Here is a 17,014-nt window from a genome sequence, read left to right on the forward strand (position 1 = left end):
TTTAGTGAACTTATCGACTTCAATTACTTGGTTTTTCTGATCGTCTTCATCTTCTGAAGCTGAAAAGAAATCTCAAGATTGGTTCAGATAGGCTCGAAGTAATCAGCCCCTTGAATTAGAAACTTGGTCAGAAAGTAAACCCTCTTATCTACTTAAGGTTTTCGCATGAGCAGTAGCGCGATTCAGGTAGCAAAGACAGTCACATACCTGCCAGATTTGGTCGAGGTTCAGAGGGCTAGTTTTAAATGGTTTCTCGAGAAGGGTCTGATTGAAGAATTGGAGAGCTTTTCTCCAATTGCTGATTACACAGGCAAGCTTGAGCTGCATTTCGTAGGTAACGAATATAGACTTAAACGCCCAAGGCATGATGTTGAAGAAGCAAAAAGAAGAGACGCTACTTTTGCCTCCCAGATGTATGTAACTTGTCGGCTGGTTAACAAAGAAAGTGGCGAGATTAAGGAGCAAGAGGTATTTATAGGTGAGCTTCCTCTGATGACAGAAAGAGGGACTTTTATAATTAATGGTGCTGAGAGAGTAATTGTTAACCAAATTGTTCGTAGTCCCGGTGTTTATTTTAAAGATGAACAAGATAAAAATGGTCGGAGAACTTACAACGCAAGTGTTATTCCAAATCGTGGGGCTTGGTTGAAGTTTGAAACAGATAAAAATGATCTGCTACATGTTCGAGTAGATAAAACACGAAAAATTAATGCGCATGTTCTCATGAGAGCCATGGGACTCTCAGATAATGATGTAATCGATAAACTTCGCCATCCTGAGTATTACCAAAAGTCAATAGATTCTGCTAACGAAGAGGGAATTAGCTCGGAAGATCAAGCCCTACTTGAGTTATACAAAAAGCTGCGCCCAGGCGAACCACCCTCGGTAAGTGGCGGTCAACAACTATTGCAGAGTAGATTTTTTGATCCAAAACGTTATGACCTTGGAAGAGTTGGCAGATACAAAATTAACAAAAAATTGAGGCTGACAATCCCTGACAACGTCAGAACTTTGACTCATGAGGATGTACTTTCAACGCTTGATTATTTAATCAATTTAGAATTAGATGTTGGTGGTGCCTCTCTCGATGATATTGATCATTTAGGTAATAGGAGAGTTAGGTCTGTCGGAGAATTGTTGCAAAATCAAGTGAGGGTTGGATTAAACCGACTTGAGAGAATAATTAAAGAAAGAATGACCGTTGGTGAGACAGATTCTTTAACTCCAGCGCAGTTGGTTAATCCAAAACCATTAGTGGCAGCAATAAAGGAATTTTTTGGTTCAAGTCAGTTAAGTCAATTTATGGATCAAACAAATCCATTGGCTGAGTTAACCCACAAACGCCGAATCTCTGCTCTTGGACCAGGTGGTTTAACAAGAGAGAGAGCAGGTTTTGCTGTTCGTGATATTCATCCCTCGCATTACGGCCGACTTTGCCCTATCGAAACTCCAGAAGGACCAAACGCTGGTTTGATTAATTCTTTGGCTACTCATGCAAGAGTTAATGATTATGGTTTTGTAGAAACTCCTTTCTGGAAAGTCGAAAAAGGGGTTGTTATCAAAAAGGGAGACCCTATCTATCTCTCTGCAGATCTAGAGGACGAATGTAGAGTTGCTCCTGGAGATGTTGCTACTGACAGTGATGGAAAAATTATTGCTGATTTAATTCCTGTCAGATATAGACAGGATTTTGAAAAAGTCCCACCTGAACAAGTTGATTATGTACAACTTTCACCTGTGCAAGTTATTTCGGTAGCTACATCATTAATACCTTTTGTTGAGCATGATGATGCAAACAGAGCCTTAATGGGCTCCAATATGCAACGTCAGGCAGTGCCATTGTTAAGACCTGAGAGACCATTAGTTGGAACAGGCTTGGAGACGCAGGTGGCAAGAGATTCAGGAATGGTTCCAATTTCGAAAGTTAACGGAAAAGTTGTTTTTGTGGATGCAACCGCAATTGTAGTTAGAGACGATGAGGGAATTGACCACACACATTATTTACAAAAGTATCAACGTTCTAATCAAGATACATGCCTTAATCAAAGACCTATTGTTTCTAATGGTGATTTGGTGATTGTTGGACAAGTTTTAGCTGATGGTTCAGCCTGCGAAGGGGGAGAAATAGCTCTTGGACAAAATGTGTTAATCGCATATATGCCTTGGGAAGGATACAACTATGAAGATGCAATTTTGGTTAGCGAAAGGTTAGTTAAAGATGATCTCTATACGTCTGTTCACATCGAGAAATATGAGATAGAGGCTAGACAAACGAAACTTGGCCCAGAGGAGATAACAAGAGAGATACCTAACGTTTCGGAAGAAAATTTAGGTAACCTTGACGAGATGGGAATTATTAGAATTGGTGCTTTTGTCGAAAGTGGAGATATTTTAGTTGGAAAAGTTACACCAAAAGGCGAGTCTGATCAGCCACCAGAGGAAAAGCTACTTAGAGCAATATTTGGTGAGAAAGCACGTGATGTTAGAGATAACTCGTTAAGAGTTCCTAGTACTGAGAGAGGACGGGTAGTAGACGTTCGCATCTATACGCGAGAGCAAGGAGATGAATTGCCACCAGGTGCAAACATGGTAGTTAGATGTTACGTGGCACAAAGAAGAAAAATTCAAGTAGGAGATAAAATGGCAGGTCGGCATGGCAATAAAGGCATTATAAGCCGAATATTGCCTAGGGAGGATATGCCCTACCTCCCTGATGGAACACCAGTAGACATAGTTCTAAATCCGCTTGGTGTCCCAAGTCGTATGAACGTAGGACAGGTTTTTGAATTATTAATGGGCTGGGCTGCCGCAAATTTAGATTGTCGCGTCAAAGTTGTGCCTTTTGACGAAATGTACGGCGCTGAGAAATCACAACAAACAGTTCAGGCTTATTTGAAAGAGGCTGCAAAGCAGCCTGGTAAAGAATGGGTTTATAATCCAGATGATCCTGGAAAACTTCTTTTAAGAGATGGTCGAACGGGACAGGCTTTTGATCAGCCTGTTGCAGTTGGGTATTCGCACTTTTTAAAATTGGTACATCTAGTAGACGATAAAATTCACGCTCGCTCAACAGGTCCTTATTCATTAGTAACTCAACAACCTCTTGGAGGTAAGGCTCAGCAGGGTGGTCAACGATTAGGAGAAATGGAGGTATGGGCTCTTGAGGCTTATGGAGCTGCCTATACTCTTCAAGAACTTTTGACTGTAAAATCTGATGATATGCAAGGAAGAAATGAAGCCCTTAATGCAATTGTTAAAGGTAAGCCCATTCCTAGGCCCGGAACTCCCGAATCTTTCAAGGTTCTGATGAGAGAACTACAGTCTTTGGGTCTCGATATCGGAGTTTATACAGATGATGGGAAAGAGGTTGACCTTATGCAAGATGTTAATCCTCGCAGGAGCACACCAAGTAGGCCAACATATGAATCACTGGGAGTAACTGATTACGACGATGACTAGATAATTCATGTTTCCCCGCCCCAAGTAATTTTTAATTTCCCATGACCTCAAGCAATCTTCGAACAGAAAACCACTTTGATTACGTCAAGATAACCTTGGCCTCGCCTCAAAGAATAATGGATTGGGGGCAAAGAACCCTCCCCAATGGTCAGGTGGTTGGTGAAGTGACAAAACCAGAGACTATTAATTACCGAACATTGAAGCCGGAAATGGATGGCCTATTTTGTGAAAAGATTTTTGGACCATCAAAGGATTGGGAATGTCATTGTGGGAAATATAAAAGAGTGAGGCATCGTGGAATAGTTTGTGAAAGATGTGGAGTTGAGGTTACAGAAAGCAGGGTCAGACGCCACCGGATGGGTTTCATCAAGCTAGCAGCGCCAGTCTCACATGTTTGGTACTTAAAAGGTATTCCAAGTTATGTCGCTATTTTGCTCGATATGCCCTTAAGGGATGTCGAGCAAATAGTATATTTCAATTGCTATGTAGTTTTAGATGTTGGTGATCACAAAGATCTTAAATACAAGCAATTATTGACCGAGGATGAATGGCTTGAAGTAGAGGATGAAATATATGCTGAAGATTCAACCATAGAAAATGAGCCAGTTGTTGGCATTGGTGCAGAAGCCCTTAAGCAATTACTTGAAGACCTCGATATGCCTGAGGTCGCTGAGCAGTTAAGAGAGGATATTGCTTCTAGCAAAGGTCAAAAAAGAGCCAAATTAATAAAAAGATTGAGGGTAATAGACAATTTTATTGCTACAGGGGCAAATCCTGAGTGGATGGTGCTTGATGCAATACCAGTTATACCTCCAGATCTGAGACCAATGGTGCAATTGGATGGTGGTAGGTTTGCAACTTCTGATTTAAATGATTTATATAGACGTGTAATTAACAGAAACAATAGACTTGCACGTTTGCAGGAAATACTTGCACCAGAAATTATCGTTAGGAACGAGAAAAGGATGCTGCAAGAGGCAGTTGATGCACTCATAGATAATGGGAGAAGAGGCAGAACTGTAGTAGGAGCAAATAGTAGGCCACTAAAATCTTTAAGTGACATTATTGAAGGTAAACAAGGTCGTTTCCGACAAAACCTTCTTGGTAAACGAGTTGACTACTCAGGGAGATCAGTAATAGTTGTTGGTCCCAAACTAAAAATGCATCAATGTGGACTTCCCAAGGAGATGGCCATTGAGCTTTTTCAACCATTTGTAATCCATAGGTTAATCAGACAAAATATCGTCAATAATATTAAAGCTGCCAAGAAATTGATCCAGCGTGCTGATGATGAGGTTATGCAAGTTCTTCAAGAGGTTATAGAGGGACATCCCATACTTCTTAATCGTGCCCCCACACTTCACCGTCTCGGAATTCAGGCTTTTGAACCGAAATTAGTTGCTGGGAGGGCTATTCAACTTCACCCTTTAGTTTGTCCAGCATTTAATGCTGACTTTGATGGAGACCAGATGGCTGTGCATGTACCACTAGCTATTGAATCTCAAACGGAGGCTAGAATGCTGATGCTTGCAAGTAACAATATTTTGTCTCCTGCTACAGGAGATCCAATAGTAACTCCTTCGCAAGACATGGTTTTGGGATCATATTATTTAACTGCACTTCAACCAGGTTTATCAAAACCAGAATTCGGAGATAGATCTCACACATATGCTTCTCTTGAAGATGTAATAAAAGCATTTGATGATCAGAGGTTAAATCTTCATGAGTGGATATGGGTTCGATTTAATGGGGAAGTTGATGATGAAGAAGAACTTGAAGTGCCAATTGAAACTAAAACTCTTGAGGATGGGACCATGATCGAGCAATGGTCACTTCGCCGAGATCGTAAGGATGCAGACGGTTCTCTTATTAGTAGGTTTATTCTCACAACGGTTGGACGTGTTGTAATGAATCACACAATTATCGATGCTGTTGCTTCAGCTTAATTCTCTCTTACTACTCTCTTCACTAAAGGTTTAATCCAATGACATCAGCTAAAACACCTAAAGCTCGTAAGTCTTCAACAAGATCAAGAAAAGGATCTAAAAATTCTAAAAAAGCAGCAAAAGCTTTTTTAGCTCCACCCTTATCAAAAACACCACCACCATTTCGGAACAGGATAGTTGATAAAAAAGGCTTAAAGCAATTAGTTGCTTGGGCTTATAAAAATCACGGCACTGCAGCTACTGCGGCGATGGCTGATAACTTAAAAGATTTAGGTTTTAAATACGCAACTCAGGCCGCTGTTTCAATCTCAGTAGATGATCTTAAAGTTCCAGAGGCCAAGCAAGATCTTCTAGGTCAAGCAGAGGCACAAATAACGGCAACTGAGGAATGTTATCGACTAGGCGAAATAACCGAAGTTGAGAGACATACAAAAGTTATAGACACTTGGACAGAGACGAATGAGAGACTTGTTGATGCAGTGAAGAAAAACTTCAATCAAAATGATCCATTGAATTCTGTATGGATGATGGCAAATTCTGGGGCACGTGGAAATATGTCTCAGGTCCGTCAACTTGTAGGTATGAGAGGATTGATGGCTAATCCGCAAGGAGAAATCATTGACTTGCCAATACGCACTAACTTTAGAGAGGGTCTCACTGTTACTGAATATGTTATTTCTTCGTATGGAGCACGTAAAGGACTAGTAGATACAGCACTAAGGACGGCTGATTCTGGTTACTTAACACGAAGACTAGTAGATGTAGCTCAAGATGTAATTGTCAGGGAGGAGGATTGTGGAACTACGCGTGCAATTCTTGTAAAGTCCGAGGATGGAAAGTTTGGGAATAGACTTGTTGGACGATTGACCGCCGAGCAAATCACTAAATCGGATGGCGAGGTTTTAGCAGAGAGAGATGTTGCTATTGATCCTCAACTCTCCAGAAAATTAGAGAAGGAAAACCTAAAATCGGTAATGGTCCGATCTCCTTTGACCTGTGAAGCTAATCGATCTGTTTGCAGAAAATGTTACGGATGGGCCTTGGCTCACAATCAATTAGTAGATCTTGGCGAGGCAGTTGGAATTATTGCGGCTCAATCAATTGGAGAACCTGGTACCCAATTGACCATGAGAACCTTCCATACGGGTGGAGTCTCGACCGCGGAAACTGGTGTGGTTAGATCAAAGGTTGCTGGTAAAGTCGAATTCGGTCCTAAAGCTCGATTGAGAGGTTATCGGACACCTCATGGAGTTGAGGCCCAACAGTCTGAAGTGGATTTCACTTTGACTATAAAAGCCACTGGGAATACGAAATCCCAAAAGATTGATGTTTCTACTGGCTCACTGTTGTTCGTTGAGAATGGCCAGGAAATACAAGCAGATGTAACTGTTGCTCAAATCGCTGCCGGTTCAGTCAAGAAAAGTGTAGAAAAAGCAACAAAAGATGTTATTTGCGACTTGGCGGGTCAAGTGAGATATGAAGACGTTATTCAACCAAGAGAAGTTACTGATAGACAAGGCAATATTACTTTAAAAGCTCAGCGACTAGGACGCTTGTGGGTTTTAGCTGGAGACGTCTACAACTTGCCTCCTAATGCTTTACCAGTTGTCTCTAGTAATGTAAAAGTCAAAGAGGGACAGGTTTTAGCAGAAGCTAACCAGGCGACTGAGTTTGGAGGAGAAGTACGCTTAAGAGACTCAATTGGTGATTCTAGAGAAGTTCAAATAGTGACCACTTCAATGAAGCTCAAAGACTTTAAGTTACTTGAGGAGACGTCGCATGCTGGGGAACTTTGGACCTTGGAAGCTCAGGATGGTACCAGATATAGATTAAACACCGCTCCAGGTAGCAAAATAGGAAATGGAGAGATTATTGCTGAATTGTCAGACGATCGGTTTAGAACACAGACTGGCGGTCTAGTTAAGTACTCTCCTGGACTTGCAATCAAGAAAGCTCGTTCTGCAAAGAATGGTTTTGAGGTGAGCAAAGGTGGAGCATTGCTCTGGGTCCCTCAGGAAACTCATGAAATCAACAAAGATATTTCTCTTCTTATGATAAAAGACAAGCAGTGGATAGAGGCTGGCACTGAAGTTGTAAAAGATATCTTCAGTCAGACTTCTGGGATTGTTACGGTTACCCAGAAAAATGATATCTTGCGAGAGATTATCGTAAGAAGCGGTAAATTTCATCCTTGTAAAGATTCAAAAGCTCTTGAGCGTTTTGAAGGTGATGGCCAAATCGTTAATCCTGGTGAGAACATTGCCAAGGGAATAAAAACTGAAGAAATAGTATATGTTCAATCCGTTGAGACAATTGAGGGCAAGGGGCTTCTGCTCAGACCAGTTGAGGAGTATTTAATTCCTGATGAGGCTCAATTACCAGATCTTGAGCATGTGAAACAACCAAAGGGCCCCTCCTTGGGTTTGAAAGCTACTCAAAGGTTAGCCTTCAAAGACGGTGAGTTGATTAAATCAGTTGAGGGTATTGAACTTTTAAAGACACAACTAATCCTCGAAACACATGAAACAACCCCTCAGATGACAGTGGATGTTGAATCGATTAAAGATAAGAAGGATAAATCAACAGACAGACTAAATCTTGTAATTCTTGAAAGCATCCTAGTTAGAAGAGATACTATCTCAGATTCCAGTCACGGCTCAACGCATACAGAATTACAAGTCAATGATTGCCAAGCAATAAGTGCCAACGACGTTGTTGCTACTACTCAAATACTGTGTAAACAAAAGGGGATTGTTCAATTCCCTGATGTTGGGGAGGGAGAACCTATAAGGCGACTTATAGTCGAGCGTGAAGAAGATACTATTAAGCTCAAACCAAGTTCACCTCCTCTTGTGAAAATTGGTGATCGAGTGGTTGATGGCGATTTCCTGGCTAAAGATCAAACAATTGATTGTTGCGGCGAGGTTGAGAGTGTCTCTAGTTCAGAAGTTACATTGCGATTGGGAAGACCCTATATGGTCTCACCTGATTCAGTACTTCACGTAAGAAACGGTGAGTTAGTTCAGAGAGGAGATGGACTCGCTTTGCTTGTTTTTGAAAGGCAAAAAACTGGAGATATTGTTCAGGGATTGCCAAGAATTGAAGAACTTCTTGAAGCCCGAAGGCCAAGAGATTCAGCAATTCTTTGTAGAAAACCAGGTATAGTTGATATTAAGCAAGAAGATGACGATGAATCATTAGTAGTTACTGTTATTGAAGGCGATGATTCAATCTCTGAATATCCAATTTTACTTGGCAGAAATGTCATGGTTATGAATGGTCAGGAGGTATCCGCCGGTGAATTTTTGACTGACGGGCCAGTTAATCCTCACGAATTGTTGGATTGCTATTTTTCTGATTTAAGAGATAGGAAACCCCTACTTGAAGCGGCACAGGAGTCAATAGCAAAACTGCAACATAGAATGGTAAATGAAGTCCAAAATGTATATAAATCTCAGGGTGTTGCTATTGATGATAAGCATATTGAGGTTATTGTTCGTCAGATGACGAGTAAAGTTCGAATTGAAGATGCAGGTGATACCACTCTTCTCCCAGGAGAACTCATTGAATTAAGGCAAGTTGAGGATACCAATCAAGCAATATCAATTACCGGCAGTGCACCTGCTGAGTTCACCCCTGTTCTTTTGGGAATAACTAAAGCATCACTTAACACGGACAGTTTTATATCTGCCGCGTCATTCCAGGAGACCACTCGTGTTCTTACAGAGGCTGCAATTGAAGGTAAATCGGACTGGTTAAGAGGGCTTAAAGAAAATGTAATTATTGGACGTCTGATACCAGCCGGGACAGGTTTCAGTGGTTTTGTTGAGGAACTAAGTGCAGAAGCTGGGCCTCATCCTGACATTTTGGCTGAGGATCCTGCGGGTTATCGTCGCATGCAGAATCTGCGCCCTGATTACACTGTAGAAATGCCCTCTTCTCCTGTTGCGAAGTTAACTTCTGTTTTGGACGACCCTAGTGATGCAGACCTTGAAGCGACTAGATCTAGGCATGGGATTGATGCTTCAGCAAGTAATTTTGCAGCTTTTGCCAGACCTGCCGATGATGAGCAATCAAACGATGAACAGTCATTAGATCCGATTGCTTTAGAGGGATTGCAAGAGGAGGGGTTACTCTCGGATGAGTAATAGATCTCTCGCATTTGCGTCTTCAGCAATTTATTATCTTTCTGGCCCAGATTCTTTAAATTTCAATGCTTGAACCCCCTATTGTTCCAAAAAGAAAAGTTCCTCGTTACGGTTTCCATAATCACACCGAAAAAATCAATGGAAGATGGGCAATGATAGGTTTTATTGCATTGATAATTTTGGAGCTTAAGCTTGGTCATGCAGTCATGGTTTGGTGAAGCAATTAACAACCTCATCAAGAAATGCCTTGCTTGGACTGAGTAAATCGCAACTTGAGACTTGGGCTGTTAACGAAGGGGAAAAAGGCTTTAGGGGGCGACAAATTTATGATTGGGTTTATAAAAGGGGGGCTAAAGATTTAAATCAAATTACTGTTTTACCAAAACAATGGATTTCATTTTTGGAAGCCAAAGGTGTTTCGATAGGCAGGCTTAAAGAGGTAAAAAGATCAATATCAAAGGATTCAACAATTAAATTGCTACTCTCCACTGAAGATAAAGAATTTGTTGAGACAGTCGCTATACCTACTCAGAAGCGAATGACAGTTTGCGTTTCAAGCCAAGTAGGCTGCCCAATGGAATGTACATTTTGTGCCACAGGTAAAGATGGATTAAGGAGGTCTTTACGTGTAAATGAAATTGTTGATCAAGTTTTGAGTGCTCATGAGGCTATTGGTAGAAGGCCTACAAACGTAGTTTTTATGGGAATGGGTGAACCACTTCTCAATATTGAAGCTGTTACTGATGCTATTAGGTGTTTAAATTGTGATTTAGGTATTGGTCAAAGACGAATAACTGTCAGCACTGTCGGAGTTCCTCAGACAATAATAAAACTTGCTGAGGTTGCAAATTATAAGTTGGGAAATGTTCAATTCACCTTAGCTGTAAGTTTGCATGCTCCTAATCAATCATTAAGAGAGAAATTGATTCCATCGGCAAAAAGTTATCGAATAGAAGAGTTATTAAGTGATTGCAAAAAATATTTTTCTCTAACTGGGAGGCGAGTTAGTTTTGAATATATTCTTTTAGGGAATTTAAACGACAGTATTGAGCATGCATCACAATTGGCTCAACTAATTGGTGGTTTTCAGAGCCACGTAAATTTAATTTCTTACAATCCAATTGGTGATGAAAGCTATCAAAGACCTTCTTCACAGGATATTGAGGAATTCAAAAATTATTTACAAAAACGGAATATTGCCGTAAGTTTTCGATCAAGCAGGGGGCTTGATCAAGATGCAGCATGCGGACAATTACGCCGCAAACACGAACTTAAAAGTTAATCTTTTAGACAAACCAATGAGTTTTTTGAGATCAACCATTCTTCCCGTACTAATTGTTTTGCTTTTTGGCGTAGCTTTTTTTGCTGTAAGCGCAAGGATTTGGCTACCTGGTGACATGATGGCACCTGCACCAATCAGTTGAGTATTGATAAAAGAATCCTAATATTCAGACATGGTTAATTCCAATGAAAAATACTCAACCGACTCTTTGGCAAATTTAGCCATAGATCCTGATGTATTGGCAAAAGAGTTGGCTGCTGAAATTGTTGGCGACCCTCTTGATGAGATAGATCTAGATGAGTATATTTCTGATGATATAAAGGCATCAGCAGACTGTGAAAAGGGCTTAAAATGGCTTCAGTCTGGTCATGAAGAAAGGCTCCAGGGTTTAAGGGTTTTTTGCGAGCATAGGGATCCCAGGGCTCTTCCTTTGCTTATTCCACTTCTTCAAGAGCCTTGTCCTGTCGAGAGAATGAGTGCTGTTTATGCTTTGGGTAGAAATCCTTGCCCTCGAGCGGTGGATATTCTTTTAGGAATTTTGCAATTTGACAGCAACGCTTATGTTCGTAGAGCTACTGCGTGGAGCTTGGGAAATTACTCTGATTCCCCAGTCCTTGAGCCATTAGTGCGTTCCCTTCATCGAGATGTTGCTGCGGTAAGGCTATGGGCATCAAGCTCACTTGCTGAAATTGCATGTGGATCGCCTGAAAAAGCTGAATTTGCGGCTAAGGAACTCTTGATAAGTTTAAAAATTGATGTGGAGCCTGGAGTAAGAAGTAATTGTATTTGGTCTCTTGGAAGGCTTTATTCAGATCTTAAGGAAGATAAAAAGGAGGAAATAGTTGAAGAGATTATTACAGTTTTACTAAATGATAATGAATCTTCTGTGAGGTACGAAGCCAGAATTGCTCTTGAACAAATTGAGAATCCCCAGGTGCAAGAACGTTTTAGAGGATTAATTCAGGATGGGCACATAATTTGATTTTTGACGTTTTAAACACATCGTTGTAACAACTGGTCAGAAAATATACCTAACTTAGCTATAACATAAGCCACTGCTATTCGTCCGATTCATGCCTCAACGGACTCTAAGGTTCACAATCCGCCAAGATGGATTTGTAGAAGAGACTGTTGAAGGAGTGATAGGAGAGTCTTGCCTAGCGCTAACAGAAAAGCTCGAATCTGCCCTAGGGAACGTTGAGCAAAGAAAACTTACTTCGGATGCTTACAAGCAAGAAGAAGTTCAATCTCAGTCTATTCCTGCCAAAATCTACTGATGTCACACTTCAGCACGGTAAAAACTCAATTACGTCAAAAAGATCCTCTTTTTAAGGCTTTAACTGATCTAGGTTACAACCCTCAAGAAGGAAAGAATGTAGTAAGGGGATACCAAGGGCAAACAGTTCAAGCTGAATTAGCAGTAAGAACCGAAAAAGGTTGTGAACTTGGGTTCAGATTTAATAAAAATACTGATTCTTATGAATTGGTCACCGATCTAGATCTTTGGAAAGAGTCAATCCCAATTGAAAGATTTCTAGCCCAATTAACCCAAAGATATGCCCTAAATGCAGTTCTCAGTGCAACTGCTGATGAAGGTTTCCAGATCTCAGAACAAAAGAGTAATGTTGACGGTTCAATAGAACTTGTAGTTACAAGATGGGATGCTTAAAGTCATAAATTGACTTTTGATCCTTCTTCAGCATTTGAAGCAAAATCCTCCCAGGAATCACTTTTTACAGGTGCTGAGCCGATTTTAGGTGGAGAATTAAGGGCAAAAGCAGTATGGGTCGATGAATCAAAATGCATAGGATGTACTTATTGCAGCTGTGTTGCGTCTAATACTTTTGCAATGGAACCAGATCTGGGAAGGGCAAGAGCTTTTCGCCAAGATGGAGATAGTACAGAACTTATTCAGGAGGCTATTGATACCTGCCCTGTTGATTGTATTCAATGGGTTGATTTTGAGGACTTAGATAATTTGCGTTCGCTTCTTGAAAGACAAGATTTTCGTCCACCAGGATTACCTCCTTGGGTTTAGTAACCATGAATTGCTCAACAAATTCCTACATACCAACAAGAAGATTTGGAAGAACTGAAATTAATATCCCCATACTTTCTGTTGGTGGAATGCGTTTTCAGCAAAGTTGGAAAGATCTTCCCACTGAGGAAATTTCTAGAAAAAATCAAGAAAATCTAGAGGATATTTTAAGGCATTCGGTTTCTGTTGGAATGCATCATATTGAAACTGCTCGCCATTACGGCACTTCCGAGACTCAACTTGGGTGGGCGATGAAAAAGATTCATGATCCCAAAAGAATTTTGCAAACAAAAATCCCGCCGAGTTCTAATGCCAAAGAATTTGAGAGAGAGCTGGAAATGAGCTTCGTTAAATTGGGGAAAAAAAAGATTGACCTTTTATCAATTCATGGAATCAATCTTCCTGTTCATCTAGAGCAGACTCTATGTAAAGGAGGATGCATGGAGGTTGTCAAACGCTGGCAAAAAAAGGGTTTTGTTGGTCATGTAGGCTTCTCAACCCATGGAAGAAAGGATTTAATTATCCAAGCAATTGAAAGTAATCAATTTGACTATGTCAATTTGCATTGGTATTTCATAAGACAAGAAAATACTCCTGTTTTGGAAATCGCAAAAAACTTTGATTTAGGGGTTTTTATAATTAGTCCCACAGACAAAGGAGGTCACCTTCACTCTCCCTCTGAAAAACTTGTTAATTTGTGCGCGCCACTGCATCCAATTGTTTTTAATGATCTTTTTTGTCTCAGTGACCCAAGAGTCCACACTATAAGTGTTGGCATGTCAAGAGTTGAGGATCTTGATTTGCATCTTCAAGCAATTAATTTTCTGGACAATGCAAATGAAATAGTCCCTTTGATTATTGAACGAATGAATGCTGCTGCTGAAGATGCGCTGGGAAAGTCTTGGATGGAGACTTGGCATCAAGGGCTTCCAGACTGGGAAATAATGCCAGGTAACATAAATTTAAAAGTTTTATTATGGTTGAATAATCTAGTTGAAGCTTGGGGCTTAGAAGGCTACGCCAAAGCAAGATATGGGCTACTAGGTAACGCTGGGCATTGGTTCCCTGGCTCTAATGCAGATTGCTTGGATAATCAGATTTCTGAAGAAAACCTTAAAAACGCTCTATCTGATAGCCCATGGAGAGATGAAATCCCTTTCATTTTAAGGAGACTGCGCAAAAAAATGGCAGGTGCGAATGAAAAAAGACTTTCAGATTGCTAATTACCAAGGGGCTTTTTTTTAGGTATACCTGTTGACCTGGGATATTTTGAAGGACATTTATTTATTGGGGTTAGTTCGATCAGGTGCCTTTGACCTCTGTTCTGTGGTAAATCAAATTTCTTAATGCTTTTAATTTTCCCGTTTAGTTGATTAAGTGCCCGTTTCAACTCATTTTCATCATTTAGTGACCATTTACCTCTGTAGAGAATCGCACGACCTTCAGAATTTATAAGTGGCATAAGATATTCCGCCACAATCGGAGCGCTTCCAACTGCTCTAGCCATTGCAAAGTCGAATTTGCCTCGAAATGAGTTATTTTGACCAACTATCTCTGCTCTCTGATTGATTATCGAAATCCTATTTTTTAGATCTAATTCATCTGAAATTATTTTTAGGATTTCAGCTTTTTTATGGTTTGACTCTATCAAAGTAATCTTTGACGAAGGAAGTGCAATGGCAACTGCTAATCCTGGGAATCCACAGCCGCTTCCTACATCAGCATAGGAAGCTGGATTATTGTTTTTTTGGGTGCTATCAATAATTGGTAGTAAGCTGTCAAGCACTTGGTTTATCCAGTAATCACCCCCATCAATTAATTTGGTTAGGTTGGTAAGACTGTTCCAGTGTTTCAGTAAACCCTGAAGTTTGGTAAATTTAGTAAGTTGATCCGCTGAAGGGTCCCAGTTCAACTGATCCCACAAAAGCGAACTTGTCATACCCTCATTGGTAATAAAAGACATATGAGATTTTTGAGTTGTTGCTATGAACATCTATAGGACTGCAGGTTAATTCTGCATTACTTATCTCGATATTTGATTTTTAAGTGTTGACTTTTTCAAGAAACTACTATGAACTACTGGGGGTTGCTCCCTCTTCGGATGGAGAAGCTCTCCGAAAAGCTTTTCGAAAGAGAAGTAAAGAACTGCATCCAGACACAACCTCCCTACCCAAGGATGAAGCCGCGGATAAATTTCAACAAGTTTGTGAGGCCTATGAACTACTGGCTGATCCAAACTCAAGAAGAATTTATGATTTGGAACTCGCAAAAATAAACTTATTGAACGAAGAGCTTAAATTAAGAACAAATACGTTTATAAAAAACTCATCAAATAATAAAAGTGCAATTGGAGAGAGAAGGCCTTTCTCAGGAGGGGAGTTGTTCTCCTTGTTACTTTTAGGTATGACATTATTAGTTAGTTTGATCTTAGGTGTTGCCTTTGCAATGGCTCAAGGTAAAGAGTTAATGATAAGACCGACATGGTTATTAGTTTGCCAATTCCTAAATAATTACTTTTATTGAGATGAACTCATTACCCCCACGCGAAACACCATTAAATCAACATTCCCTCGAATCAATTGAGTATTGGTTGATTGATATTGGCGCCAAAAAAAGTTCTGAAAATCCTTGTCTGTGGGAATGGTCTATGCCCTATTGGTCTGCTTTGATAAAGATGGAAGTCGAAAATATTTCAATTATATGGCAGAAAAATGGTGAGCAACAACAATGTACCTTCCCCTATGGACTCTCGAGGGAGGATGTTGAAAGTGCATTTTTTCAAGGTCCATGAAAGCACCTAATCAGAGTTGATCAATCCAATGTTTTACAACTGCGTAGCATTTCTCTAGATCCGAGTCATTGATACAAAGTGGAGGCAGGAAGTAAACAACGTCCCCAAGTGGTCTAAGGAATACTCCATTTTCTATTGCGTAGGACTTTAAGGATTTTCCGATTGAATTTAAATATCCTTTTGGTCCCTCAAAATCAAGATTAAAAGCTGCAATTGTTCCGCAAACTCTTGGCTTAATAATTTGAGAGTTTTTTGCTAAATTCTCCAGCAATATGGAATGACGAGATTCAAATGATTCATATTTCTCAGGAGATTTTTCTAGAAGATCTAAACTTGCATTTGCCGCTGCACAACCAAGTGGATTGGCAGTAAAACTATGTCCATGCCAAAAAGTTAGTTTGGGATCTATTCCTACAAAATCTTGATAAATTTTTTCGCTTGCCATTGTGATGCCCATTGGTAGGAAGCCACCAGTAAGACCTTTTGATAGTGAGATAAGATCAGGTGAAATTTGGGCACGTTTTGAGGCAAATATATTTCCACATCTTCCAAAACCTGTTAAGACTTCATCAGCTATTAAAAGGGTCTTTTTCTGGCGAACTCTTTTTTCAACTTTTCTCAAAAATTCTGATCTAACCATTGCCATACCTCCAGCCCCTTGAACCAGTGGCTCTAAAATCACAGCTGCTGTAGGAGTTTCAAGTAGCTTTTCAAGTTGTTTGAGTGCTATGTCCTCTTTTTTTTCAATTTCATCATCTTGCCACCAGGTCGCGGGCCAAGGGACTCTTGCGACTGGAAAAAGTAATTTTTCAAAAGGGGCATTAAATAAATTTCTCTCACCAACAGCCATTGCTCCAAAAGTATCGCCATGATAGGCGCCTTCAAATGCAATAATTTGGCTCCTTTTCTCTCCTTTATTATGCCACCATTGGCATGCAATCTTCAGAGCAACTTCAACTGCGGTAGAGCCATTATCAGAAAAAAACAAACGTTCAAGACCAGTTTTCTCATTCAGTCGTTTGGCAAGTAATTCTGCTTGGGGGTGAGTAAAGTCAGCAAAAATAACTTGCTCAAGCTCCTTTGCTTGTGCTGAGATCGCTTCGGCGATGTATTCATTTGTATGTCCATGGAGTGTTACCCACCAACTACTGATTGCATCTATTAGGGGGGGGGAATTTTCCCGATTAAGAAGTGCTCCCTTTGCTGATTCTATTCTTTCAGGTGGGGAGGATAAAGCGATTTGTGTAAACGGAGGCCATAGATTCGCATTCCATTCACCTCTTGCTACTTTCGCTGGAGTATCGTGACAATTGATTTGCTGATTTTTTTGTTTTGCCATATTTAGTTTAT

General features: G+C 40.3%; 15 protein-coding genes. 13 read left to right on the forward strand and 2 right to left on the reverse strand.

Translation table 11 applies throughout. The features are described 5' to 3' along the window. The first annotated feature begins 165 nt into the window (after positions 1-165). The 11 genes from rpoB (at position 166) to AC6EJA_RS07845 (ending at position 14,096) form a co-directional block, all read left to right on the forward strand. The gene (gene rpoB, locus AC6EJA_RS07795) at positions 166-3,459 is read left to right on the forward strand and encodes a DNA-directed RNA polymerase subunit beta (RefSeq protein ID WP_498502091.1); all 3,294 of its coding nucleotides are present in this window, start codon (positions 166-168) and stop codon (positions 3,457-3,459) included. A 41-nt stretch (positions 3,460-3,500) separates the two neighbouring features. After that, the gene (locus AC6EJA_RS07800) at positions 3,501-5,405 is read left to right on the forward strand and encodes a DNA-directed RNA polymerase subunit gamma (RefSeq protein WP_498502092.1); all 1,905 of its coding nucleotides are present in this window, start codon (positions 3,501-3,503) and stop codon (positions 5,403-5,405) included. A 38-nt stretch (positions 5,406-5,443) separates the two neighbouring features. Then, a complete protein-coding gene (locus AC6EJA_RS07805) occupies positions 5,444-9,553 on the forward strand; it encodes a DNA-directed RNA polymerase subunit beta' (protein WP_498502093.1) in 4,110 nt (1,369 codons plus the stop codon). A 65-nt stretch (positions 9,554-9,618) separates the two neighbouring features. Further along, positions 9,619-9,771: a CAB/ELIP/HLIP family chlorophyll-binding protein gene (locus AC6EJA_RS07810; RefSeq protein WP_498502094.1), complete on the forward strand. Its 153-nt coding sequence runs from the start codon at positions 9,619-9,621 to the stop codon at positions 9,769-9,771. Next, on the forward strand, positions 9,768-10,835 hold the full coding sequence (rlmN, locus tag AC6EJA_RS07815) for a dual-specificity RNA methyltransferase RlmN (protein ID WP_498502095.1): 1,068 nt from the start codon (positions 9,768-9,770) through the stop codon (positions 10,833-10,835). Before AC6EJA_RS07810 ends, rlmN begins: the two co-directional genes overlap by 4 nt. Before the next feature lie 16 nt (positions 10,836-10,851). Further along, on the forward strand, positions 10,852-10,977 hold the full coding sequence (locus tag AC6EJA_RS07820) for a DUF8624 family small hydrophobic protein (protein WP_498502096.1): 126 nt from the start codon (positions 10,852-10,854) through the stop codon (positions 10,975-10,977). Between the two features lie 30 nt (positions 10,978-11,007). Beyond that, entirely contained in the window at positions 11,008-11,817 is an 810-nt protein-coding gene (locus AC6EJA_RS07825; protein ID WP_498502097.1) for a HEAT repeat domain-containing protein, read from the forward strand. A 91-nt stretch (positions 11,818-11,908) separates the two neighbouring features. Then, entirely contained in the window at positions 11,909-12,112 is a 204-nt protein-coding gene (locus tag AC6EJA_RS07830) for a DUF2997 domain-containing protein (RefSeq protein ID WP_498502098.1), read from the forward strand. Beyond that, entirely contained in the window at positions 12,112-12,504 is a 393-nt protein-coding gene (locus tag AC6EJA_RS07835) for a DUF1257 domain-containing protein (RefSeq protein ID WP_498502099.1), read from the forward strand. Before AC6EJA_RS07830 ends, AC6EJA_RS07835 begins: the two co-directional genes overlap by 1 nt. A gap of 9 nt (positions 12,505-12,513) precedes the next feature. Further along, complete coding sequence (locus tag AC6EJA_RS07840) at positions 12,514-12,873, forward strand: ferredoxin (protein ID WP_498502100.1); 360 nt, start codon at positions 12,514-12,516, stop codon at positions 12,871-12,873. A gap of 5 nt (positions 12,874-12,878) precedes the next feature. After that, positions 12,879-14,096 carry an aldo/keto reductase gene (locus AC6EJA_RS07845; RefSeq protein WP_498502101.1) on the forward strand — a complete coding sequence of 406 codons (1,218 nt, stop codon included), beginning with the start codon at positions 12,879-12,881 and terminating at the stop codon, positions 14,094-14,096. Here AC6EJA_RS07845 and rsmG read toward each other — a convergent pair. Further along, positions 14,093-14,812: a 16S rRNA (guanine(527)-N(7))-methyltransferase RsmG gene (gene rsmG, locus AC6EJA_RS07850; protein WP_498502102.1), complete on the reverse strand. Its 720-nt coding sequence runs from the start codon at positions 14,810-14,812 to the stop codon at positions 14,093-14,095. The two genes, AC6EJA_RS07845 and rsmG, sit on opposite strands and share 4 nt — an antisense overlap. A gap of 110 nt (positions 14,813-14,922) precedes the next feature. On the opposite strand from rsmG, the gene AC6EJA_RS07855 reads away from it, so the two are divergent. Beyond that, entirely contained in the window at positions 14,923-15,396 is a 474-nt protein-coding gene (locus AC6EJA_RS07855; protein WP_498502103.1) for a J domain-containing protein, read from the forward strand. 1 nt (position 15,397) lies between these two features. Continuing rightward, positions 15,398-15,664 (forward strand): DUF3143 domain-containing protein, encoded by a 267-nt coding sequence (locus AC6EJA_RS07860; RefSeq protein ID WP_498502104.1) that lies wholly within the window; start codon positions 15,398-15,400, stop codon positions 15,662-15,664. 10 nt (positions 15,665-15,674) lie between these two features. Here AC6EJA_RS07860 and bioA read toward each other — a convergent pair whose 3' ends face one another. After that, positions 15,675-17,003: an adenosylmethionine--8-amino-7-oxononanoate transaminase gene (bioA, locus tag AC6EJA_RS07865; protein WP_498502105.1), complete on the reverse strand. Its 1,329-nt coding sequence runs from the start codon at positions 17,001-17,003 to the stop codon at positions 15,675-15,677. Positions 17,004-17,014: the final 11 nt, after the last annotated feature.

The organism is Prochlorococcus sp. MIT2309 (assembly GCF_059772305.1).